Source organism: Bradyrhizobium sp. 44, from assembly GCF_023073095.1.
Taxonomy (GTDB): Bacteria; Pseudomonadota; Alphaproteobacteria; order Rhizobiales; family Xanthobacteraceae; genus Bradyrhizobium.
In genome coordinates this window covers 166,628-191,224 of record NZ_JADPIY010000016.1, presented here as the reverse complement: position 1 = coordinate 191,224, position 24,597 = coordinate 166,628, and the positions used below count along the sequence as shown (strand labels likewise).

The 24,597-nt window shown below is 65.5% G+C and carries 9 protein-coding genes and 1 riboswitch; of the genes, 5 read left to right on the top strand and 4 right to left on the bottom strand.

Annotated elements, in window-relative coordinates:
• Nucleotides 1-75: 75 nt before the first annotated feature.
• A riboswitch (cobalamin riboswitch) is annotated at nucleotides 76-294 on the bottom strand.
• Nucleotides 295-334: 40 nt separating this feature from the next.
• Nucleotides 335-970 carry a cob(I)yrinic acid a,c-diamide adenosyltransferase gene (cobO, locus tag IVB41_RS17390; protein ID WP_247288992.1) on the top strand — a complete coding sequence of 212 codons (636 nt, stop codon included), beginning with the start codon at nucleotides 335-337 and terminating at the stop codon, nucleotides 968-970.
• Nucleotides 971-979: 9 nt separating this feature from the next.
• Nucleotides 980-2,482, top strand: coding sequence for a cobyric acid synthase (locus IVB41_RS17385; RefSeq protein ID WP_247433176.1), 1,503 nt, complete (start codon nucleotides 980-982; stop codon nucleotides 2,480-2,482).
• Here the strand turns inward: IVB41_RS17385 and cobD are convergent.
• Together cobD and cbiB are read right to left on the bottom strand one after the other, a co-directional pair.
• Nucleotides 2,417-3,379 (bottom strand): threonine-phosphate decarboxylase CobD, encoded by a 963-nt coding sequence (gene cobD / locus IVB41_RS17380; protein ID WP_247433173.1) that lies wholly within the window; start codon nucleotides 3,377-3,379, stop codon nucleotides 2,417-2,419. The two genes, IVB41_RS17385 and cobD, sit on opposite strands and share 66 nt — an antisense overlap.
• 11 nt (nucleotides 3,380-3,390) lie before the next feature.
• The gene (gene cbiB / locus IVB41_RS17375) at nucleotides 3,391-4,332 is read right to left on the bottom strand and encodes an adenosylcobinamide-phosphate synthase CbiB (RefSeq protein ID WP_247433169.1); all 942 of its coding nucleotides are present in this window, start codon (nucleotides 4,330-4,332) and stop codon (nucleotides 3,391-3,393) included.
• Between the two features lie 121 nt (nucleotides 4,333-4,453).
• On the opposite strand from cbiB, the gene cobU reads away from it, so the two are divergent.
• Genes cobU through bluB form a run of 3 tightly spaced genes read left to right on the top strand, consistent with a single transcriptional unit; the run spans nucleotide 4,454 to nucleotide 6,373 of the window.
• Complete coding sequence (gene cobU / locus IVB41_RS17370; protein WP_247407780.1) at nucleotides 4,454-4,957, top strand: bifunctional adenosylcobinamide kinase/adenosylcobinamide-phosphate guanylyltransferase; 504 nt, start codon at nucleotides 4,454-4,456, stop codon at nucleotides 4,955-4,957.
• Nucleotides 4,954-5,736, top strand: coding sequence for an adenosylcobinamide-GDP ribazoletransferase (cobS, locus tag IVB41_RS17365; RefSeq protein WP_247407778.1), 783 nt, complete (start codon nucleotides 4,954-4,956; stop codon nucleotides 5,734-5,736). Before cobU ends, cobS begins: the two co-directional genes overlap by 4 nt.
• A gap of 4 nt (nucleotides 5,737-5,740) precedes the next feature.
• Entirely contained in the window at nucleotides 5,741-6,373 is a 633-nt protein-coding gene (bluB, locus tag IVB41_RS17360) for a 5,6-dimethylbenzimidazole synthase (RefSeq protein ID WP_247407776.1), read from the top strand.
• Between the two features lie 128 nt (nucleotides 6,374-6,501).
• On the opposite strand, the gene IVB41_RS17355 is transcribed toward bluB, so the two are convergent.
• Entirely contained in the window at nucleotides 6,502-8,196 is a 1,695-nt protein-coding gene (locus IVB41_RS17355; RefSeq protein WP_247433166.1) for a ShlB/FhaC/HecB family hemolysin secretion/activation protein, read from the bottom strand.
• 11 nt (nucleotides 8,197-8,207) lie between these two features.
• Nucleotides 8,208-24,533, bottom strand: coding sequence for a leukotoxin LktA family filamentous adhesin (locus tag IVB41_RS17350; RefSeq protein WP_247433163.1), 16,326 nt, complete (start codon nucleotides 24,531-24,533; stop codon nucleotides 8,208-8,210).
• Nucleotides 24,534-24,597 lie beyond the last annotated feature (64 nt).

Genomic DNA, 24,597 nt, shown 5'->3' with positions numbered 1-24,597 from the left:
AGCGGGAAGCGAAGAGGCCCACGAACCGTTCTTGCGAAGGCCCGTTTCCCCGTCGCGGAACACCCCGTCCGCCGGTCCAAAATCGTCCACGCTGGCAGGTCTCCCGGCTTCCGGAGCAGGGTTTCCCCTTCGATCCCCGCCTTCCCGATCCCCAGGGGATCAGTGGCTTCGGGCATCTCTCCGGTCACGGTCGCGGGGGCGGCTGCATTTTGGAACCAAATCTTGCCGATTCGGACCCTATCGCATTCCCTCTTCGCCTGTCGTAGGACAGGAACCAACGCCGGGTCACCATTTGCCCCCGACCGCCTCTTGTCAAGCCGAAGGACCCCGTCCGATGACGTCAGAACCGGATACCCAGACGGGCGACCAAACCGACGCCCGTCACGCCTCGAAAATGGCGAAGAAGAAGGTCGCCCGCGACAAGATCATGGCGACCAAGAGCGGCGAAAAGGGCCTCATCATCGTCCACACCGGCGCTGGCAAGGGCAAGTCCTCCTCCGCCTTCGGCATGATCGTCCGCTGTGTCGCCCACGGCTTCCCCTGCGCGGTCGTGCAGTTCATCAAGGGCGCCTGGGATACCGGCGAGCGCCGCATGCTCACGGGCCATTTCGGCGACCTCTGCCAATTCCACGCCATGGGCGAAGGCTTTACCTGGGAGACGCAGGACCGCGCCCGCGACATCGCCGCCGCCCGCGCCGGCTGGGAGAAGGCCAAGGAACTGATCCTCGACCATAATCTCCGCATGGTCGTGCTCGACGAGATCAACATCGCGCTGCGCTACGACTATCTCGACATCGCGGAGGTCGTCGAATTCCTCACGACGCAGAAGCCGCCGATGACGCATGTCGTGCTCACCGGACGCAACGCCAAGGACGAGCTGATCGAGATCGCCGATCTCGTCACCGAGATGACGCTGGTCAAACATCCCTTCCGCTCCGGCATCAAGGCGCAAGCCGGCGTCGAGTTCTAAGAACTCGCGATGGCGCGCGCATTGATGATCCAGGGGGCCGGCTCGGACGTGGGCAAGTCGCTCATCGTCGCCGGCCTCGCGCGCGCCTTTGTGCGACGCGGCCTGCGCGTGCTCCCGTTCAAGCCACAGAACATGTCGAACAATGCGGCTGTCACGGTCGACGGCGGCGAGATCGGCCGCGCCCAGGCGCTCCAGGCGCTCGCCGCCGGCGTCGAGCCGCACACCGACATGAACCCGGTGCTGCTCAAGCCCGAGACGGATGTCGGCGCGCAGGTGATCGTGCAGGGAAAACGCATCGCGACCGCGCGTGCGCGTGAATATGCGGCGATGAAACCGTCATTGATGGGCGCTGTGCTGGAGAGCTTCGAGCGGCTGAAGGCGCGCGCCGATCTCGTGCTGGTGGAAGGCGCCGGCAGTCCGGCCGAGGTGAACCTGCGCAACGCCGACATCGCCAATATGGGTTTTGCGCGCAAGGCCGATGTGCCGGTCGTGCTGGTCGGCGACATCGACCGCGGTGGTGTCATCGCGCAACTCGTCGGCATCAAGGCGGTGATCGACCCGGATGATGCCGCGATGATCCAGGGATTTGTCATCAACAAGTTCCGCGGCGATCCCACGCTGTTCGACGATGGCTATAAGCTGATCGAAAAAAAGACCGCATGGCGCGGCTTTGGCGTGCTGCCCTGGTTCGCGCGCGCCGGCGAGCTGCCGGCCGAGGATGCGCTGGGCCTGAGCGATGCGCGCAAGCCGGGCCAATGCAAGATCGCCTGTCTCGCGCTGTCGCGGATTGCCAATTTCGACGATCTCGATCCGCTCAAGCTCGAGCCTGGCGTCGATCTCGTGATGGTGCGGCCGGGCGAGGCCATTCCCGGCGACGTCAGGCTCGTCATCATCCCCGGCTCGAAATCCACCCGCGGCGATCTCGCCTTTCTGCGCGCCCAAGGCTGGGACATCGATCTTCTGGCGCATCACCGCAGAGGCGGCCAAGTGCTCGGCCTCTGCGGCGGCTATCAGATGCTGGGACGCAGCGTCACCGATCCCGATGGAATCGAGGGCCCCGCCGGCGACACTCCGGGTCTCGGGCTTCTGGATGTGGAAACGGTGATGAGCTCGGAGAAGACGCTGACGCGCGTTGCGGCCGTGCACGCCGCGACAGATCAGCCGATTGAGGCTTATGAAATCCACATCGGTCGCACCGATGGTCCGGATCGCGCGCGGCCATTCGCAAAGCTGAACGGCGAACCGGAGGGCGCGATCTCGCGCGACGGACGCGTGCAGGGCAGCTATCTGCATGGCCTGTTCACGTCCGATGAGTTCCGCAAGGCGTTCTTGGCGAAGCTCGACATTCCTGCCGGCGACGAGCCCTATCACGCCAGGGTCGAGAGCGCGCTCGATGCCCTTGCCGATCACATCGAAGGCCATCTCGACGTCGAAGGCCTGCTCGCGCTAGCGCGCCAGAGCCTCGGCCAGGCGCGTCCATTCGGGTTCGCCGCCCGGAAGTCCGAGGCGTAGCCATGTCGGCTCTCGCGCGAACACGCGCGACCAGATATGGCGACGCGCCAGCTTCTCCTGCGCGGCAAGCGCGTCAGGCGTCGCGTAGAGACGAAACAGCTGCGTCCCGCCAATGACCGTCCAGGCTTCCGCCTGCACCATGCCATCGAGGCGAGCGCAGTCACGCGCGAGCCGCACGGACGTGGCCTCGGCCCAGGCATCGTCATGCAGAGCGCGGCAACCGATCGCGATTGCCGCTCCCGAGACCGGCCAAGGTCCCGACATCGCCGCAAGCTTGGCGATGTCGGACGAATTGCCGAGCGCGAAGCCGAGCCGCAGGCCGGCAAGGCCGTAAAACTTTCCGAAGGAGCGCAGGATCAGCAGCCCCGGCCGGTCCTCGGATGCAAGCGATAGCTGCGGGGCCACATCGGCAAAACTCTCGTCGATGACGAGACGGCCCACGCGCGGCAGCAGCGCCAGCAAATCCCTTGGTGAGTGGCATCGGCCGTCGGGATTGTTGGGATTGACGACAATGGCGAGGTCGGCGCCGACCAGCGCCTCGAGCTCCCCGACCTCCTGGACCTCCCAGCCCGCGGCCGAGAGGACCCCGGCATATTCATTGTAGGTCGGCGCGAGGATGCGCGCGCGGCCGGGTGGTGCGAGTTGCGGCAGCAATTGAATTGCGGCCTGTGCGCCGCCAAGCGCGACAACCGCCGCGCTCGTGCGGTAAGCGTGCCGCGCCGCCCGATGCAGAGCCTCGATCTCGGCGCGCGACGGCAACGCGCTCCACGCGCGCGAGCTCACCTCGCCCACGGGATAAGGCAGGCGGTTGATCCCGGTCGACAGATCGATCCAGTCTTCTGCGCGACCGCCGAAGCGCTGCTGGGCCTGATCGAGATTTCCACCGTGCTCGCGCATGCGCTGTTCTTTCACGCGAAGGCCAGGATCGCAAGGAGGCCGGCGAGCAGCAGCATGGCGCGACGGTAAACCGTCAATCCCCGATCGATGTCGGCGGCAAGCGGATCGCGCGCACCTTCATTCAACCAGGGCTCGTTGGTGGTGCTGCCGTGATAGATCCGCGGACCGCTGAGCCGCACGCCGAGCGCACCCGCCATGGCGGCTTCCGGCCAGCCGGCATTGGGCGAACGATGACGGCGTGCGTCCCGCGTCATGCACGACAGCGCCTCTGATCGCTGGGGCGCCAGCAGCACGAACAGAAATCCGGTCAGCCGCGCCGGAATGAAATTGGCGACATCGTCGATGCGCGCCGCGGCCCAGCCGAAGGCTTCGTGCCGTTCGGAGCGATGGCCGATCATGGAGTCCAGCGTGTTGATCGCCTTGTAGCCCAAAATGCCGGGCAGACCGAACAGCGCGCCCCAGAACACCGGTGCGACGATGCCGTCGGACGCATTCTCGGCGAGGCTCTCGATCGCCGCGCGCGCGATGCCGGCCTCGTCGAGCGTCAGGGGATCGCGGCCAACGATGCGCGAGACCGCGTCTCGGGCGCCGGCAATGTCACCGGCCCGCATGGGATTTGCGACGGCAGCAACGTGGTCGTGCAAGGAGCGCAGCGCGACCAGCGGCCAGGCGAGGACGCCGACCAGCACGATCTGGATCCAGCCCAAGGGAAGCAAGGACTGAACTGCCCAGCCGAGCGCGACGGAGAGCGCGATCACCAGGAGCGCGCCAGCGATGCCGGCGGCGCGGCGAAATGCCGGCGGATCGGACGGCCGATTCCAGGCGCTGTCGATGGCAGAGATCAGCTGGCCCAGCCAGGTGACGGGATGGCCGATCCGCGCGAACAACCACGCCGGCCAGCCCAACAGGGCATCCACCGCCATCGCCACGACCATCGCACCGGCAAAACCCACGCACGCCTCCTGTCCCGCCCCTGTTGCGCAAACCCCAGCCGGAGCGCAAGCCCCCGGCCGGCGGATTTCGGCTTTGTCTTTGCCCAAGTTTGGTGATTAGTGCTGGCCGACAGGAGACTTCATGGCCGTCATTTTGATCACCGGCGGAGCACGGTCCGGCAAGAGCAAACGTGCGGAAACGCGCACGCGCGCCTTTCCCGGGCAGCCGGTCTATGTCGCAACGGCCGAGGCGCTCGATGCGGAAATGGAGACGCGTATTGCCATACATCGCGCGCGCCGCGGAACCGACTGGATCGAACGCGAAGTGCCGCTCGATCTCGTCGAGTCGCTGCTCGCAACTGATGGCGGCGGCGCAAGGCTGGTCGACTGCCTGACGCTGTGGCTCTCCAACCTCTTGCATGCGGAGCGCGACTGGGAGCGCGAGGTGAGCGAGCTCGCCGCCGCCCTGCTCCGCCTGAAGAGCCCCGTCGTCCTTGTCACCAATGAAGTCGGCCTCGGTATCGTGCCCGACAACGCGCTGGCGCGCAGCTTTCGCGACGCCGCCGGGATCATGAACCAGACCATCGCTGATGTCGCCGACGAGGTCGAGTTCGTCGTCGCCGGCCTGCCGATGAAACTGAAATGATGCCGCGCGCCGAGCTTCTGCGGGATCTCATCGCCGATCTCAGGATCGCGGCGTCCTTTGTCACGATCCTGCCGGTGGCATCGTCGGAGCCAGCCGGCGACGGCGCCATCGCGCGCGCGACCTGGGCGCTTCCCGTTGCGGGACTGGTGGTCGGCCTTGCCGGCGCTTTGGTTTATGCGATTTCCAGCCGGTTCGGACTGACATCGAGCCTCGCCGCCCTGCTCGCGCTGGCCGCGACGGCCCTCGTCACCGGCGCGCTGCACGAGGACGGTCTTGCCGATACTGCAGACGGGCTTGGCGGCGGCCGCACGCGCGAGCGCAAGCTCGAGATCATGCGCGACAGCCGGATCGGCACCTATGGCGTCTGCGCGCTGATCCTGTCGTTCGGCCTGCGCTGGAGCGCGCTCGCGGCGATCGCCAATCCGTGGGCGGTCGCGCTTGCGCTGTGCGCTGCGCATACTGCGGCCCGCGCGGGCTTGCCGGCCTTCATGTCGCAGGTCGCGCCTGCGCGATCTGACGGCCTGTCGGCGAGTGCGGGATCACCGCCGGGCCGCAGCGTTGCGATCGCATTCGCTGTTGGGATCCTCGCGCTCGTGCTCGCGCTTGGGCCGGGCAAGGCGCTGGTGAGCCTGATCCTGCTCTCCCTCGCCGGCCTGATGCTGGCGCGACTTGCCATCCGCCAGATCGGCGGGCAGACCGGCGACATCCTCGGCGCGTTCGAGCAGGCCGGCGAGATCCTGATCCTGCTGGTTGCCGCAGCTGTCCAGATCGGAGGCTGACGCAATGGTCGAGTTCGACGACACCTTCCGCCAGCACTTGCGCGAGCTGTTCGTGTGGCGCCGCGACGTGCGCCGCTTTCGCACCGACCCGCTGCCGGACGGCGCCATCGATCGCCTGATCGAGACGGCCTGTCTCTCACCCTCGGTCGGCCTCAGCCAGCCCTGGCGCTTCGTCATCGTTGACGACGCCGCACGGCGTCGCGCCGTGATCGACGACTTCAAAGCGTGCAACGCCGACGCGTTGAATGCCTATGCCGGTGAGCGCGCCGCGCGCTATGCGACGCTGAAACTGTCGGGTCTCGAACAGGCCCCCGGCCACCTCGCCGTGTTCGCGGACAAGGCCAGCGACATCGGTCACGGCCTCGGCCGCGCGACAATGCCGGAGACGACGGAATATTCCGTGGTCGCGGCGATCACCGCGATGTGGCTCGCCGCGCGCGCCGAGGGCATCGGGCTTGGCTGGGTATCGATCCTCCATCCAGATCGCATCCACGCTAGTCTCGACGTCCCGGACACCTGGAAGTTCATCGCCTATCTCTGCATCGGCTATCCGGAGGTCGAATGCGACCGGCCCGAGCTGGAACAGGCGAAGTGGGAGCAGCGGCGCGGCGCGGAAGAATTTACGTTGCGGCGTTAATCAGACCGCATCGCAGTCCATCGCCTGTCATTGCGAGCGCAGCGAAGCAATCCAGAATCTTGCCGCCGAAGCAGTCTGGATTGCTTCGTCGCAAGAGCTCCTCGCAAAGACGACGGAGAGAGCTTCAGCTACGACTTGCTCCTGCCGGCCACTGCCGCGACAGGCGCAGTGCTTTCCTGCTTCTGGAACATCAACAACGGCCGGAAGATGACACGGCCATAAGCCTCGTAATGGTTCTGGGTCGAGACCGCCATCTTCAGCGGCGTCGCGTAGTTCGCCTCGAACGTCATGAACGAGGCGTAGGTCCAGGAGAAGCCGATGCCGACCGAGCCCAACTCGGTGATCCCGGGGAACGTCGAATACACCGCACCCCAGTCGGTGAAGATGTAGGTGTCGAAACCCCTGAGCCATTGCGACCAATTGTAGTGCAGCTCGGCGTTGAAATAATAGCCGCTGTCGCCGGACGCCGAGTTGGAGGGATAACCGCGCACGGTGGTCGGACCGCCGATCGAGAAGATCTGGTCGCCCGGCAGCAGCTTCTCCTGTGTGTACTGCCAGCTCGCCAGCACATTGGTGCTGAAATTTGCAGGCCCTGCGGCGCTGGTCGCGAACATCGAGCCGGTATAGGTGTTGAACGTGCGATTATTGCCGAGCACGTGGTCTTGCCACGTGATGTAGTTCACCGCCGGCGAGACCGTGATCGAATAGGTGTTGCCGGAATTGGTCACCGAGAGGCCCGCCGTGGCCTTGTCGTAATGATCCTGAGTCACGGCGACGGTGGCGAAGCGGCTGACCGTCTTGCCCTCGGTCTCCGCGGCGTTGAGCAGCACCAGCCAGTTCTGCGTCACCCAGACCGGCTGGCTGAAATTGACCGCGGCCTGGCTCGAGCGTCCGGTGACGTCGAGCGCGACGAACGGTCCCTGGATGATCTTGATCTTGCCTTCGGTATAGCTGACGCCGGCGCGGCCGCCCCAGGGATTGACCGGGATGCTGTAGGCGACATTGCCGTTGAGATTGCCGTCGGAACGAACGCCGTAGAAGGTCAGGCGGTCGTCGACGCCGAACAGGCCGTGGCGCTTGTAGAAGGCCCCACCCTCCCAACGCCCGGTGTTTTCCGCGCCCTGGTTGTCGGTGAAGAGCTGCAAGGTGTCGACCGGAGGCTCGATCACGGCGAACTGGAGATCGGTCAGGCCGAAGCTCGTGCCGGGCTGCAGCAGCGCCTTGATCTGCACGTCGTTGGTTCGGTTGAACCAGATCACGTCGCGATTGAGTTTGGGAACGTCGAGGACCTCGCCTTCGGGCTCCTTCACGCGCTGAAGGATGTATTCGGTGCGGGTCTGTTTGTTGCCCTCGATGGTCGTCTTCTGCAGCCGGCCTTCGGTCAGCTTGACGCGGACGATGCCGCCCTTGGCATTCTGCTCGGGCAGCGTCGCGATGCCCGTGACGATGCCGCGCTCGGTATAGATGGCGTTGATGTCGGCGACGAGCTGCAGCAGCGAGGCGATGTCGACGTTCGTGCCGACGTACTTCTTCGCGATCTCATCGAGCTCGGCCGGCGTGATGAACTTGGAGGCGTCGAACTCGACCTTGCGCAGGCGGAATTTCGGCCCGCCCGGCTTCAGGAGCTGGGACTTCTCCCGCTCGCCGCCAATCACCGCCGGCCCGTTGAGCTTGGGCGGCGCGCTCTGCTGTTCGAGCTGCCGGCGTTGCCGGTCGACGTCGTTCTGGATCACGCCGGGATTGATCGAGGGCACCTGCGCGCGCGCAGGAGCGATCCAGCTAGCTGCTAGCCCAATCCCTAACGCTGCCCCCCAAATCCGCATCCCGAGTCCCGTTACCATGCCTGTGCGAGACGGCCGATGGCCGGCTTCGCCGCCTCAATCGCCGCGTCTTTCCAGCCGGCGCGTCCCACGCGCTGACCCTGCCGGCGCAGCTTGCGCATGTCGCTCAGTCCCTCGACGTTGACGGCGGGACCAGAGCCGATGGTCTCGACCGGCCGCGGCGTCAGCAGCGCATCGAGCCGCGCCTTGCCGGAGAGACCGAGCAGGTAGAACGTTCCCCCGTCCCTCTTCGCGAGCCAGGTCTCGATGTTCTCGGTGCCCTCGCCGTCGACCGAGATGTTGCGCACCATGCTGGCTCCGGTGAAGTCGTTGCAGCAGGTGTGGGTCGGCCCGTAATTGGTGACGGTCGCGGAGACGTTGCCGGTGTAGAACACCACATAGGCGTTGCTGACATTGGCATTCCCGACCTGGCTCATCGTGAACACGCCACCCGGCTGGTAGAGTTGGAGCGACGGCCAGTTGGACGGCGCGGGCGTACGGTTGTTGAGCAGCACCTGCTGGGTTGCCGTGGTCAGCATCAACTGGCCTGGGACATAGCCGTTCAGGATCGCGACCGCGTGCGCATCAGTCCAGAAGTTCGCGTCCACCACCTTGAACTGGTTGATGATGATGCTGTCCGGATCGATCGAGATATTGGCCGAAGTCGCGACGCCGCCGTTATGGCCGGTGATGTTCATGATCAGCGGAACCGAGGGGTTCGAGCGGACCTGCTCGCCCTTGACGTTGATGGTATCGGCGGCGAGATCGAGCTCCTTGACCACGCTGACCCAATCGATGGTCAGGTCGCCCGATGAAGTCAGCTTGATCACATTACCGCTGACCCGGTCGAGCGAGACCGATCCGGCCACATCGAAATGCGTATCTCCGCTGGCCGCGATCGATCCGCCACGGAGCGAGCCGGTGTCGGACTTGACGTTGAGGTCGCCAGCGTCGCCCGGGATGCCTGTCGTGGTGAGCTGGCTGAAGACGATGTCGTTGACGGCGTGCAAGGTCTGTGTGCCGCCGCTGATAGCGGTGCCAACGGTAATCCCCCCGGCAGTCGCGGTGACGTCGAGTGTGCCGCCGGCCGTGAGATTATCCCAATGAACCACGGTGCCGCTCAGGACCGCGGTGCCGGTCGCGGCCGTGAGGTTATGACCGGTGTTGGTGCCCGCCGCGATCAGCCTTGCCGAGCCGTTGGCCGAGACCGAGCCCAGCGTCGGCACGCCGCCCGACATCACCGTCTGCGCCAGGATGAAGCCGTTGTCGGCCGTGACATTGATGTTGCCGACGTCGCCGCTGTAGCCGGTGGCCGCGAGCGACTTGAACGTCACGTTCTGGGTGGCGTGGACCGTCTGCGAGCCGCTGCTGTCGGCGGTGCCGATGACGATGCTGCCGTTGTTCGCGACGGCGCTGAAGGTGCCGCTCGCGCCTGCATCCGTACCTGCCAGCACCTGGTCGAGCGTCAGGCCGCCGGTGCCGAGGATGTCCACACTGCCCTTGACCGCCGAGAGCAGGCTCGCCTCGGTGTCGGTCAGAGACTTCAGATAGATGTCGCCGGCACTCGTGCTTGCCGACAGCCGCGCGGCACTGAGGATGAACCGGCTCGCCGCGTTGCCGATGCCGTTGGACGCGCTCAGCGAAACTTCGGCGCCCGAGCCGGCCGCGACGAATTTGGTCTGGCCGTCGCCATTGTCGATGATCGCTCCGAGCGAGGCAACGCCGCCAGCGGTGACGATGATCGAAGGCGCATTCGAGGCCGCCGCATAGGACAGCGACGAATTCAGCTGGCCGATGGTCGCGTCGCCGGTGGTGGTCACGGAGATCACGCCGGCCGCGTTGATGGCGGAGTAAGCTCCCATCGACAGCGTCGCGGCCACCAGCGTCACCCCGCCGGAGCTGCTGGTCGCAACCACCGGCGCCGCGCTGGTGCCGGCCGCGAAGGTCATGCCACGGTTGGCGAGGAGCTGCATCAGGCCACCGCTGGCGAGGTCGGCATTGATGGTGAGCGCGCCGCGCGCAACGTTCAGCGTCAGTGCGCCGCCGGATGTCAGCGTCCCATAGGCGCCGCTGGTGCCGACCACGAGGTCGCCGGTGACCGCCAGGATGCTGAGATCGCCGCCCGCCGAGCCGGTCACGGCGCCGGAGATATTCACCTGCACCGGCTGGAAGGTCGAGCCGTTGAAGCCGATGCTGCCGCCGGCGCGCAGATCGAGATCGGTGCCGAGAATATGGATCGCGGTACGATCCGTGAAACCGGACTCGGCATAGATGCTGCCGGTCGCCGCGAGCTGGATTGCATTGCCGGCGGCGATGTTGCCGAGGATGAGATCGCCGGTGGTCTGCTTCACATAGATGCCCTGCGCCGACGAGACCTGGTCGAGCTGGTCGTTGGCCGGGTCGGCAAAGGCTATCTGGATCGCGTTCGCGTTGGTCGCGGGATTGCTTCCGGCAGCGCCGGGGGCACCGACATTGCCGTGCTCGGCGATCAGAGTCAGATTGCCGATATCGCCGGAGATCACGGGCGTACCGGTCACGCCGGCGGCGGCGGTGATGCTGGTCACGGCGTCGAGCTTGACGTCGCCGCGGCCGGTCACCTCGATGCCGTTGGCCTGCGCCGCCGCGATCGGGCCGTAATTCGCGGTGATGCCGCCGAGCGTGAGGCTGTTCTTGCTGCCGAGATAGATGTTGGTCAGCGCCTTGGCCGAGATCGCGATCGGGTTGTCGACGACGACGAGGTTCTGCTGCGACAGGCTGACCGTATAGGTCACGACGTGGGTGGTCGGATCCGTGACCGCGCCGACGGTGAGCTGACCCGGACCGGCCGTCGCGAGCAATCCCCTCTGCGCCGGCGTCAGCGACGAGGAATCGACGCTGGTGAATGTGAACGTCTGAGGCGCTGCCGAATTGCCGACCGAGCCGTGCGGCGCGTAGAGCATGATCTGGTTGGCGCTGACATTGGCCACGACGTTCTCGTCGATCGGCGGCGGCGCCGCGCCGACGGCCGACGACGAGACGGTGTAGGCGAGCTGGCTCTGCGTCCACTGCGCGCCCGCGGTGATGATGCCGTAGACCCGCTCGGTCGACGCGAGCGCATAGGCGTAGTTCGCATTGTAAGTGTTCAGCGCCGTTTGCAGCGCCGTATTGCTCGGTAGGCGCTGATTGGCTGTCGTTACGCCGTCGAACAGCTTCGTGAACAGCGTCGACGACAACGAGCTGCCGAACACGGTCCCCAGCGGATCTGTCGGTGCCGTGCCGAGCAATGTCGTCAGTGACGTCTTGAGCTCGTCGGTCGTGATCTTGCCGAGCAGGAACTGGTCCCTCAGGAACCGCGTCGTGGCCTCGACCTTCATGTCCGTCGTCGAGACGTTTGCGGGATCGATGCCGAGCTTGGCCGCCACCTGCGCCCGCAGCACCGTCAATCCCACCGAAGTCGGGTTGTAGGTGCTGCCGTTCGCGAAGGCGATGTTCTTGAGCTGGAAGTAGTCGTTATAGGCCGACGTCACCATCGACTGGTAGCTGTTGACGGCGTTGGTGGCGGCGTTGCCGCTGAGCAGGTCGAGGCTGGTCCAGACGTCCTGGAGATGCTGGCTCTGCGCCTGGGTGAGACCAACCGCCCCCCTTCCGTTCAGGATGCTGGCCTGGTTGCCGTCCGAGCCGGCCGCCTCGAGGAACACCGGGCCGCCGCTCGACTGGACCGTGCCGAGACGCAGGTCGCCCTTGGACTGCACGATGTAGGTGCCGGTCGCCGATGCGCTGTCGAGAACCCCGCCGTCGACGGTGCCGCCGGCCTGCGTCGTGCCCGTCGCCTGGATCACCAGCGGATTGATATTGGTCAGGGTGCTCGCGCCGTTGATGACGGCGCTCGTCGCGCCGATCGCGCCGGCGGTGGAGTTGATCTCGACGTTCTTGCCGATCACGACGGGGTTGGCCACGTCGTAGGGCGAGGCCGAGTTGATGTCGCCGGTCGCCGAGATAAAGACGCTGCCCTGCGGCGTGCTTCCTGCCGAATTCACCTTCACCTGGTTGATCGAAAGCGAGCCGACGGCCGCGATCGCGATATCGTGGTCGATCGAACTGGCCGTCAGGCTGCCGCCATAGACCTGCACCTGGACGGGAACACCATTCGCGCCGATCGTGCCGATGCCGCCATCCGCCGAGAGAATGACGCTCCGGCCCGATATCATCGGGTTATTCGCGTTCGTGCCGCTGGTGATAGCCGAATTGGCCCCCGTGGCGCTGACCGTCGTCGTGCCCGAGAGGTTGTTGATCGGACCGTTGACGACGATGCCGGAGTTGGACGTGACCAGAACCGTGCTGTTGCCGCCGCCGCTGAACGAGATGTTGATCGGGTTCGACGCCTTGACCGTATTGGTCAGCGTAAGGGTCAGGTGATCATAGATATTCTGGTACCAGTTATATTGGTTGTCCGTGCCGCAGCACTTCTCGGGATGGGTGTTGCCGCCACCGGTGTGATAGGAACCGGTTGCGGTGACGACTTCCTGGAAGTTCGAGGTCTGTGGGCCAGTGCTGCCGCCGCCGCCCTGGGCCTGCTGCACGTCCGAAACCAGGCTGATGGTGCGGGTCCAGTTCTGCCCGGTCGCCGAGTTGGGCGTGTAGTGCCATCCGTAGTCGAACTGCGTCGAGCTGGTCGGACGATCCAGCGTAGCCGTATCGACCCACTGGTAGAACATGTTTGCCTTGGTCGCGTACTGGATGCCTGCCGTGCCGCTGAGGCCGGTCAGCATCGTGTCGGTATAGTGGCTCGCATTGACCCCGCTCGTTTGATACGTCGACACCTGCTGGCCGCCCGCAGCGGACGGATTGTAGACGTACCACGTCGTCTGCTGCTTGAGCTGATCGACGATCTCGATCACGCTCGGCGCGCTGACGCCGGTATTGATGGTGTTGGTGACGAGCTGCAGACCGGTCGTGTTGTTGACCGTGATCGAGCCGGCGCCACCTTTGACCGCGATCGTGCCTTGGGAGACACCGTCCTGGGTCGAGGTCGAGATGATCTTGCCGTTCAGATAGACGTAGCCGCCCGAGCCCTGCACCACGCCGTTCACGAGGATCTGGTCGGTGAGAGCGTTGTACTTCACCCCGATCTTGATGTCGCCGGCGGCCTCCGTCGTCGCAGACGCCGTGATGTCGTAATAGCTGCCGTTCTGGGCGTTGACCTGGGCCTGGGCAAAGTCCGCGCCTGCATTGCGGCTCTTGAGGTCGTTGATGGCGGTCAACGTGGAGCCGCCGATGTCGACCGAGTAATCGCTGCTCGTGCCGCTCTGGATGGTGCCGTTGATGTTGATGACCCCCGCCGAGATGATGATCGCCTTACCGAAGATGAAGGGCGCGTTAGCCGGTGGGTTGGTCCCCGTGCTCGAGTTCGCGGCTGAGTTCGAAGACGCGGTCTTCGGCGTGATCACGTCGGGCTGGATATTGACGACCTGGAAGTAGGCAGAGCACCCCGCGCAATTGAATGGCGAGTAATACGTAGCCGTGTGGTTGGTGGTGGTGGTGTTGCCCTGTGCGTCTGTCGAGGTCGTGGTGTAATCGTAGGTCGAGTTGCTGTAGACGCCTTGCCCGGTATAGGTATTTCGCTCCCACGGCGCGGTGGAGATGGTCTGAGCCGTCGGGCCCTCCATGATCGCGAGCGTAGCAGCGTTAGGCACGCCGCCGACGTTCGGGTTACCGGCGCCGGGCGCACCCTGGCCCATCGGCAGGAAGATCGCCGAATAGAGCGACAGGCCGTCGTAATACAGATCCAGCATGCGCGCGGTGAAGATGGTGCTGTTGCTCGCCGTTTGCTGAACGCCGTTATTGCCGTCGACGCAGCAATAGTAGGAATACGGGTGACCGCCGCCCGCGCCGATATGCGGGCTGTTCGCGTAATCGCCATAGGCGCCGAGATAAGTCGCCGCCGCCATCACCGCCGTCAGCGTGTCGTTATCACCCGGCTTGAATTCGACACCCGACCATTGCGAGAGAACATCGTGGTTGGAGGTGTAGAAGCTGCCGATGCCGCCGAGGAAGACGAACGAGCCGTTGGGCGCCACCATCTGGACAGTCGCGGCGTTGAGCGACTGCGACGCGACGATGCTGCCGAGATTGTTGGTGATCTTGAGCAGGCCGTTCTCGTTGTTGACGACGCCGTCGAAATAGATGTCGGGCGTGCGGGTCAGCTGGTTGCCGTTCTGGTCGACGCCGAGCCCGCTGGAGGGATCCAGGCGGTTGTAGGTGGCCGAGATGTCGATGATCGGCGTCGCGCTCGGCGTGGCCGTGAAGGTCACATTGGAGTGCGAATCCGGGTCGACATGGTCGATCTGGCGGTAGGTGATGTTTCCTCCGGTGATATTGGTGACCGTGAGGTTGGCCAGGTCCATGAAGTCGAGGCCCCTGTTCTCGATCTTGATCATCGGCGAGCTGCGCGCGATGGCCGCCGGCGCTGCGGGGTTCGTGCCGCTGTTTCCGGTCAGCTTCTGCGCCAGGATCGAGACGTTGCCGGCGGACACCAGCATATCGCCGAACGCGAAGGCATTGCCGGCGGCGTCGGAGGTATACGGTGCCTGCTGGATCAGCGCGTTGATCTGGCGCTGGAAGTCGCCGGTTGGATCGGTGCCGGACGGCGACATCGTGGCGGGCGCCGCGGGCGTCGCCGCCGCGAGCTGCGAGCGGATCTGCGTCTCGGTCAGGCCGGTCAGCGTGGCGAGCTGGTTGACGACGCTCTGATAGGGATTGAAGCCGCCGACGATGGTGTACTGGACCACCTGGTGGTTCCAGCTCATCATCGGGTTGAAGTGATCGACGTCGGCGACATATTCGAGGGTGGGCGTCGACGAACCGCCGGACAGCAGTGACGAGTAAGGACTCGTCGTGCTCGCGGTCGGTGCGCCCGCACCAACGTCGATCGTAATGGTGATATCGTTGTTGATGCCCGCTACCACCAGGCCATTGAGTGCGACGTCGCCGGTTCCGCTGGTATGGCTGTGGTTGTCGCTGTTCTTGGCGCTGAAGATGTCCAGATACGGATTGTAGTTGCTGCCGTTGCCGGAGGCCGTAACCTGACCCTGGGTCGCTCCCAGGGAAATGTTCTGGACGCCGAGCACGCTTGAGGTGTTGGCGAGCGTCAGGCTCGTGGTGTCATCGGCATTGGCCGTGCCGCGGTAGAGCGTCGAGATCGGAATGGCGGTGTTATTGTAGACGACCGTCGTCGCGGTAGCCTGAACGCTGCTGAAGATGATGGTGTCGCCCGACATGCCGGCATAGATGTTGATCTGGCCCCAGGCCTCGACCTTGGCGTTGTTGCCGACGGTGACAGCCTGGTTGGCATGAACCCAGCTGTTGGTGCTGGCGCCGACGCCGGCGATCGCGCCGTAGAGACTGGCATTGGCGTTGTTGGCCGCCGCCATCTTGGCAGCCGTACCGATATAGATCTTGCCGGCGCTGAAGAGTTCGCGGGCATTGATGTTGACCGCGAGCGTGGCGTTCGCCGTCATGTTGGATTCGGCGCCGCCGCCGGCGAAGAACGCGGCTGTGGCCAGGCTCGCCGTGTCGTTGGTATTCAGCGTGTTGTAGGCCTCGATGTTGATCACCGCCGCCGATGTCCGCGGATCGCCGTTGAGGCTCAGCACCGTCCCGGCGCCGATATTGGTGGTGACGGTCTGGGTGACATGCGTGTTGCTCAGTGCCGCAGCACCCGCGAACACGCCACCGGAGCCCGACCGCGCGCCGCCACCAGCCTGGTTGACGATGTCGTTGGCGATGGCGACCATGTCGCCGCCGGCCGAGTTGATGATCAGATGAGGTCCAATGTCGACGGTCGTGGTCGCGTTGACGACGTTCTGCGCGCTGCCTCCGGAGACGCCGGCCGTGGACGCCTGGTAGGCATCGCCGCTGGCGGCATAGTTCGTGGTGTGCTTGGCTTGGATGTTGAGGCCGCCGAAGAACAGCGTGTCATCCGTTGCGCCGCCGTCGAACCGCGCATTGGTCACGGCGGTCGAACTGGTCGTCGCGACCGCGGCAGCGCCGGCATAAGTGCCACCCGCGCCAACCGTCGCATTGGAGACGTTGATGTCCTTGCCGGTCGCCGTGATCTGGAGGATACCGGTGTAGTCGGCGTGATTCAGATGGGTCGCATCCATATCGTCGGGGGCGCCCAGATAAGCGTAAGTGTGCGCGCTCGACGACGTCTGGGCGACCGTCGCACCCACTGCCAGGAAGCCGGTCGAAAGGCCGGTCGCCTGGGCGTATTGGCTGCTGTCGTTCTGGGCCGTGATGACCACGTCGGCGTTGGGAAGCGTAATCCCGGTGCCGCCATACGCGCTCACCGTCGCGTTCTCGGACGCCCTGGCGTAGCTGCCCTGTGCGCCGATCAGCGAGCCACCGCCGCCAGCGAGTGACCAGGCGTAGGTCGTCGTGCCGCTCGTCGGAACCAGCGCCATCGCGGTCACGGCGAGCGCACCGCCCGAGAAGGTGGTGTTGTCGCCGACATTGGCCGTGACGGTGGCCGTCACCATCGATTCCGCGACCGATACGCCGATGGCGCCGCCGCCGACCGCGACGCCAATCGCCTTGCTCGAAAGATTGGGGGTGAGCGATGCCGACACCAGCGTGCCGACGCCGGCCGCGGAGGTGGTGATCGAGGCGCTGGAACCAATCTCGGCAAGAACAGTCGAATTTTCCTTTGCCGTCGCGACTGCGCCGTCACCGGCGACGATACCGCCGGCGACCGCGGTCGCGGACGCCGACATGGCGCCAGCCTCGCCTGCGCCAACCGCAAGGGTCGAGCTGTTCACCGTCGCGTTCGACAGCACCTTTGCCGCGACCGAACTGGATCGTCCCGTGGTGGCGATCGATACCCCGATGGCCGCAAGGCCGCCGGTGCCGCCGCCCGCGGTCACGCTCTGCGTCGAGCTGTCCATCGCCATGACGGCGACGCCGGTGCCGCCCGTGCCGGTGACGGAGCCGCCGAGCTGGGCTGTCACGGTGTTGGCGACGTTGCCGACCGCCACGGCAGCATCCGCGCCGAAGTAGAGCGCTGCACCGCCGGCGATCGCCTCGCTGTCGACGGTCTTGCCCGAATAAGGGCCGGTGTCGGCGTCCTTGACCCGCGCCGCGACCGTCACGGAAGGCGCCGCGACGATCGCGCTCAGATTGGCGAGCACGCTGCTGTTGACGCTGGTGTAGCCGATGCCGGCACCGATCCCGACATTCTTGGCAAAGCCGGCGCCGAGCAGGAACATCTTGGTCGCGTTGGCGCTGGTGGCGGCGACGTTGACCTGCGTGCCGGTCACATTGCCGCCCGCGATCTGGGCGGTGACGCCGTCATTGCCGCCGGTCAGGACGGTGCTGACGTCGTAGGTCGAGGTTGCGTTGGCGTTGCCCGGATTGCCCGAGGTGCCGCTCGCGACCGCGTCGCTGCCGTGCGAGGAATTGGTGCCAGCGTTCACCGACGCGAGGGTGCCGTTGTTGCCCTGGTTGAGCTGGCCGGTCTGCTCGCCCTGCGTATCCGGATCGGCGGTGTTGGTGCCGACGATGATGACGCCGACGGTTGCGCCGATGCCGACGCTGCCGCCGATGCCGGCGGTGACCGCGTAGGACAACACTTCCTTGGTGCTGAGCGCCCCGACATTGATCGCGCCGGACGAATTGAGGTTGCTGTTGCGGCTTTCCGCAATGGTCTGGCTCTTGAAGACGATGACGTTGGCCGCCGCGCCAACGCCAACGCCGGATCCGCTGGCGGCAATCGAGAGCGCGCCGGCAATCTCCTTGATCGCGACGTCTTCGGTGGCGTTGATGGTGACCGCGCCAGCCGCGCCGCCCGTGGGCGATTGCAGCGTGGTGTCGTAGACGCCCGCGATGGTGGTGTTGTTGGCGATCTCGATATTGGCCATGCCGGCGATCGCCGCCGTGCCGGTCGAAAGCGCCCCGCCGATCGAATAGGCCTGGAAGCGGTTCTTCGTCGTTGCCTCGACATCGAGCGCGCCGCTCAAATTGACCGCGGTCGTGTGCGCCGCGCCGTTGCCCTGGTAGTGGAACTCGTCGCCGACATAGGCCTCCGTCCGGTTCGCCGAGACCTGAACCAGGAACGCCGCGCCGATCGCGGCCTGGCTGCCATACGCGCCCGAGCCGTTCGCCGACGCGATACCTGTGGCGTCGTAGGCGTTGACCGTGAGCGACGACGCCGTGAGGGAGCCGCCGTCGACATAGGCCTCGGTAGTCGCGACGAAGACGTTCAGCCCGACCGAGCCGGTGCCGAAACCGACCGCGATCGATGACGCGTCCTGCTCGGCATTGGCTTTCACGGTGACGGCGCCCACCGTTGCGCTCGTCGACTGCACGCCGCCAACGGTCGCATTGGTGATGTAGGCCTCGGTGTCACGCGACATCGTCGTGCTGAGAATGGTGGCACCGCCGCCCCCGCTCCCGGTTGGCGGCACCACGCCGGCGCCGAACGCGCCCGAATAGGAGAAGCTGCTGGCGGCCACGTCGATCTGTGGGTCCAGCGTCGAACTTGCCAGCCGCGTGTCGATTGCCGCGCCGTCGATATAGGCCTTGGTGGATCCGCTCATCACATTGGTGATCGGATTGATCATGATGGAGATGCCCGAGCCCGCGGACAAGGTGGCGACGTTGGTGACAACGGCCTGGTGCGAGCTGGCGACGACGGCGAGGCCGCGCACACTCTCCTGAGTCTCGCTCAGATCGGGCGTGGTGTCGGTGGGCGCGCTGAAGCCGCCGAGATCGATCGCGTGCGCGAGCGTGCCGCTGTTGACCGAAAGCACGTCGCTCGTGCTGGTTCCGCGCGCATCCACTTTGGTCGTCGTCCCGCTGATATAGGCCGCGGTGGTGCCGGTGATCTTGTTCGTGACCATCGAGCCCGCGCCGCCGGCCGCGCCCTTGCTGATGGACACGGCGCCGGCGAAAACACCCGCTTTGTCATTATTGCCGGCTAGCACGGCAACGTTGTTGTTCGCGATGACGTCGGCCCCGCCGGCAATGCTGGCGGTGACGTTGGTTCCCATCAGATTGGTAGCGACCGAACCTGCAAGGCCGATCTGCGAAGAAATCGCGATACCCACGGCAACCGTCGAGATGCTGGCGTTCGAGTTCGCGTTGACGGCGACATTGCCCGAGGCGGTCAGCTTGGAGCCGGTGACGCCGGCGCTGACATTGTTGGCAATGCTGCTGTAGACGAGCGCCAGGCCCGCGGCGCTGCCTTGCGTCGAGCCCCCAGCGACGGCGGCGGCTCCGATGATGCTGGAATTCTCGGTCGCGGTGACGGAGATGTTGGAGGCCGTCACGGTCGATTGCGTCGTGTCGGACTGGTTGTTGCCGATAGCCGCCGAAACAGTATTGGCGATCGAGCTGATCGTCATGCCGCCAACGCCGGCAAACTGGCCGCTCGCCAGACCGAATCCGATCGTGACCGACTGGATCTTCGTGGTGTCGACCGCATTCACGCTGACTGTGCCGAGGGCCGACATCCGGACGTTGGCGATATAGGCCGAATGCGTCGTCGCGATGGTGTCGTACACCATCGAAGCGCCGACATTGTTCTTGCCGGCCTGGATGGTGCCCGCAACGGAGACGATGCCGGCGCCCGGACCGTTACCCGCGCCGCCGTTGAGCGCCGCCGCGCTGAAATCTATGCAATTCGCCGTGCCGTTTCCGGCGGCGGCCGTGCACGTGTCCGATGCGAGATGACCGCTATTCGACTTCTTGACCAGATTTCCGAGCGCCGTATCGAGGTCCGACACAGCGCCACTGTCCGCCAGCACCGTCACGCGCCCGACATTGATGTTCACCGTCGCGCTGCTGCTGATATACGCCGTCGTCGTGGGCATAATCTCGTCGACGACGATTGCCCCGGCAAGTCCGTTGGCGTTGCTCCCTGCCCCGCCCGAGGCCGCACCCGCCGCAATCACGCTGGCGCTGTCGGCCAGCACCAGCAGGCTGTCATAGTTCGAGATCGACGTATTGCGGATATGCGCGTCGGTGGCATTACCGCCCGAGGGATCGGCAATCGACGCATAGGTCAGCGCGATGCCGACACCGGCCTTGCCGCCCGACAGATAGAGCGAACCGCCACCGATCGCGATGTTCGTGGTCTGATAGGCATCGACCTCGATCGCGCGATTGGTCCCCGTCGCGAAGCCCGTGATCGTCGAATTCTCGATATAGGCATTGGCACTGTCGGTGACGATGCCGACGGATCCCGACAGAGCGAGCGCATTGGCTGACGTTCCGCCGGCCACGCCGAGGGCGACGACGGTTTCCGACCCGCCATTGAGCGCCTGCACCGTCACAGACATCTGGTTCTGCATCGTGGTGCCGGAGATATAGGCGAGCGTGGCATTGGTGGACATCGCCGCCGCGATGGCGGCGCCGATCGCGGCTCCCTGAGACGATCCGCCGGACATGTTGGCCGCGGCGGAGCCGGAGCCGTTGCTGAGGATCGTGTCGTTGAGCGCCTGCACGATCGTATTCGTGTTCACCGCGGTCGCCGTGGTGAATTTGTTGACCGACGTATTCTTTATATAAGCACTGGTCCCGAGCGAGACGTCGCTCACGGACGAGCTGCCCGCAAGGTCCATGGTGAAGCCGCTCGTGCTCGATCCCGAGCCCGAGCTGATCTTGTTAGCAGCCAGCGCGATCCCGGCCGGCCCGCCGGTCGCGGCGGCACCGGCGGCGTTCGCCTTGTCGGCGAAGCTGGACAATGACGGCTCGCTAATCGAAGCCGCGACGGCCGCGGACGTGATCCGGCCAGAGGTGGTGGCGCTGATCGTAAGGTTGTCGGCGTTGACCGAGCCGCTTCCGCCGCCGTTGCCGGCAAACGGATCGTTGCTGCTGAACGGACCGGGCCGGATGTCGGAGTGGTTGTCGCCGATATAGGCGGACGTATCCATATTCGCGCCCAGATAGGCAACGGACAATCCAACTGCCGAACCGCCGCCGACATTGACCGCGCCTGCGATCGTCACGACCGAGAGATCCTGCTGCGCCAGGACGTTGAGCGTCGGAGAAAAGACGCTGGCCTGGCTGGAGATCGAGGCGTGCGTCGTGTTGTTGAGGAAGCCGAGCGAGGTGATGCCGTTCAGCGCCAGCGCGCCGCCGGCCTTTCCGGACGACGGCGCTACCGCGACGAACTGGTCCGAGGTGATCGCGTTGACGGCGATGTCGTCCGCCGCCCGCAGCGATGCACTCTCCGAAACGCCGGCGATCGTGCTGGTGTTGAACTGGACGAAATTGAGCGATCCGCCCACCGAGGAGCCGCCGGAGGTGTTGCCGGGCAGGAAGCCGAGCGTACCAACATTGCCGGCGGCGTCGATCGACGCCGTCGTCGTCGTCGCCGCGATCTGGATGCTGGCGTCGTAGGTGTGGACGTCGCCGTTGTTCACCGTCGCCGACCAGCTGCTGCCGCAAGCCGTCGTGCATGTCGCGGTCAGGCTGGCGCTGCTGGCCACCCACGCCGTGGTGTCATTGTTCACGACGAAATGGTTCACCGAGCCGGCCACGGCGGCGGTATCGCCCGCGTCGGCCGTGGCGTTGGCATAGCTGGTCAGGATGTTGCCGCCGACGCCGAGATTGCCGTTGAGGTGGCTGAGAACCTCGGTCAATCCGTCCCACTTCAGCCAGGTGTTGGTGATCGGCATCCAGGTGCTGGCGTCGACAGCGATGTTGGCCGCATTGATCACGGTACCGCCGCCGACGTAGGCGTTCGAATTGTGATTGAAATTGCCCCATGCGACCGCGGCGCTGATCGCGACCCCCTCGCCGCTCGTCGGGTCCGAGGCGATCGCGGAAGCCGTGGCGTTGCTGCGCACGCCGCGGTCGACGAGGGTGCTGACGACGGCGACGTTGCCACTGACATAGAGGTTCGGTGCGCCACCGCTCGGATTCTGGCCGATCGACGCGGTGGCGTTTTCGGTGCTGTTGGCCAGCGACAGCGCGGCGGCGGCCTTCAAATTGAAATTCACCGGCATCAGCGGGATCATATGCTGAGCGATGATCGAACCCGGGCTGGCCGTGGAGACCATGAAATCCTGGATCGCGCCGATCACGGCCGGCGTACCGACGATGGTCGAAGCCATGGTCGAGTTGCTCGTGGTGTTCGACGTCGCCTCGACCATCACGGAGCCGTTCATCCGGGACGACGTGCTGGTGCCCAGGGACGCGCCGAGCTTTGCGGTGGCCGACGTGGTGACGTCGCTGATGGCGAGCGCCCCGCCGATGCCGCCGCTCGCATTCGGTGTGCTCAGCGCGACCGCGGTGGCACTGGTCGCGAACGAGTTGTTGTTGATCGCACGCACCGTCAGCGCGTTGCCGGATGCAATCACGTTGCCGACGGAAAGGTTCGCGCCGGTCGCGACATTGGCGGTGGTCGTGACCGAGCCGGTGGAATAGGCAACGGTGGCCACGAACTGCGCGCTGGACGTCGCCGCGACCGCAGTCACGTTCAGCGTGGCGTCGTTGATGGCGTGGATGTTGAGGTTGCCGCCCGCGCTGATCGTGGCGCCGGAGGCCACGTTGGTGGTGACGTTGCCGTCGAGCTTGCCGACGACGGCGGCGGCCCCGATCGGCGAGCCGCCGAGCAAGGTACTCGCCAGCGCCGGATCCTGCGCCGTTTCCGAACCGTGCGACTTGATGTCGACGTTGCCGATGCCGTTGATGTTGGCGTGGCTGTTGATGTTGACCGTCGCCGTGGCGCTCGCGGCCACATAGCCGCCGTTGAGGCCGAGCAGCGAGGCTGCAAGCGTGGTGCCGACCAGCGTGAAGAGGCCGGGCACCGAGCTGGTGAAGCTCGATGTCGCCGTCGAGGTCGCACCAATCGAGATGTCGCCGCCGGTGATCTGGCCGTCGATCGTGATTCCTGTGGTCGCGGTGGCCTGGCCCGAGAGCTTGGTATCAGTCGCCGTCGCGGTCAACGTGACACTGCCGCTGGCGTAGTTCGTTCCACCAACATTGATCGCCTGGGCGAGAATCTTCGCTCCATTGACGATGCTGATGGTCGGCGCGTCGATCTCGACATTGATGGCGTTGCCGACGGAATGAGTCTTGGTGGCGTCGAGGTTGCGGGCATCGATCACCGCATGCGCGGCCAGCGTGACCGAATTGTCGGCCTGAACCAGATAGGTGCCGCCGGCGCTGAGCGCCGCGATGGCGTTGGCCACGGACGTGTTGCCGAGGGTTACGCCGACGTCGCCCTGGCTGGCATCGCCGATCACCACATCGGTCGGGTCGATCAGCAGCGTGCCGGCCCGGCCGTTCGGCGCGGCGAGGTTGATGGTAACGCCGCTGCCGACGTCGATAACGCCGTTTCCGCTCAGCTCGACCAGGCCCGCATTGCCGGTTTTCGAGCTGGCATTGATCTTCGCGCCGCTCTTCACGGTCACGTCGTTGCCGGCCTTGACGAGGACGCCGCCGGCATCGGCGGTCCTGCTCGCCGTGCTCAACCGCGCATTCTTGCCGAGTTCGGCCTGGTTGCCGGCCACGACCGTGATGTTGCTTGGCGTGGTGGTCCTGCTGCGCGCGGTCAGCCGTCCGTTGACGCTGGCGCTGTTGACGGCGCCGATGTGAATGGAGCCGTTGCGCACGGAAATCGCGGCAGCGCTCCGCAGCCCCTTGGAATTGACCGAGGCCGCGAACTTCGCGGCATGATCGAGATTGGCAATGTCGCGCTGGCTGGCGCCACCGACAAGGACGTTCTGCCCGGTCAGGCGCACGCCATCGATGGCATTGACCCGGCCGTAGATCCGGATGTTGCCGTCCGGCGAGACCGGGAACGAGCCCGCCATCAGATTGGCGACGGCCGATCCGTTGATCTGCCCCTGCGCGCCGATCAGGCTGTCGGTGAACTCGCGCGTCGGCGTCGAGACGTTGAGGCTGCCGACATTGACCGTGCCGCTGCGGCCGACCACGAAGCCCTTGGGATCGGCGAAATAGACGTTACCGCCGATCGCGCCATTCATGTAGGAGTTCAGCGTGCCGTTGATGTAGACCGGTGCGTCGCGAACGATGTTGACGAGATTTTGCGTGCCGGTCGGCAATTGCAGATTGACCGTGTTGCCCTGCCCGACGCTGAACTGCGAGAACGAGTTGAAGGCACTGGTGCCGGAGACGGTCGACGTCGTGACGGTGGTCACGCTGCCAGACGTCTGAAGGCTGGTCCCGGTGCGGCCGTCCGGCGTGATCACGTTCGCCGGCTGCGCCTGCAGGCGAACGCTGAACACCGGCAGGAAGACCATCTGCATCGCGCAGAGCAGTGACATCGAACGGAAACGCGCGAGCCCCCGCAGCGTCAGCTCGTCATTGTCTCGCCTTGCAGATGGTCGGCGCATTTCAGATCCTCTTCATCGGCACTGGGGCCGATCCACAACCGGGTGGGAGAATGTCGTGGCAGCG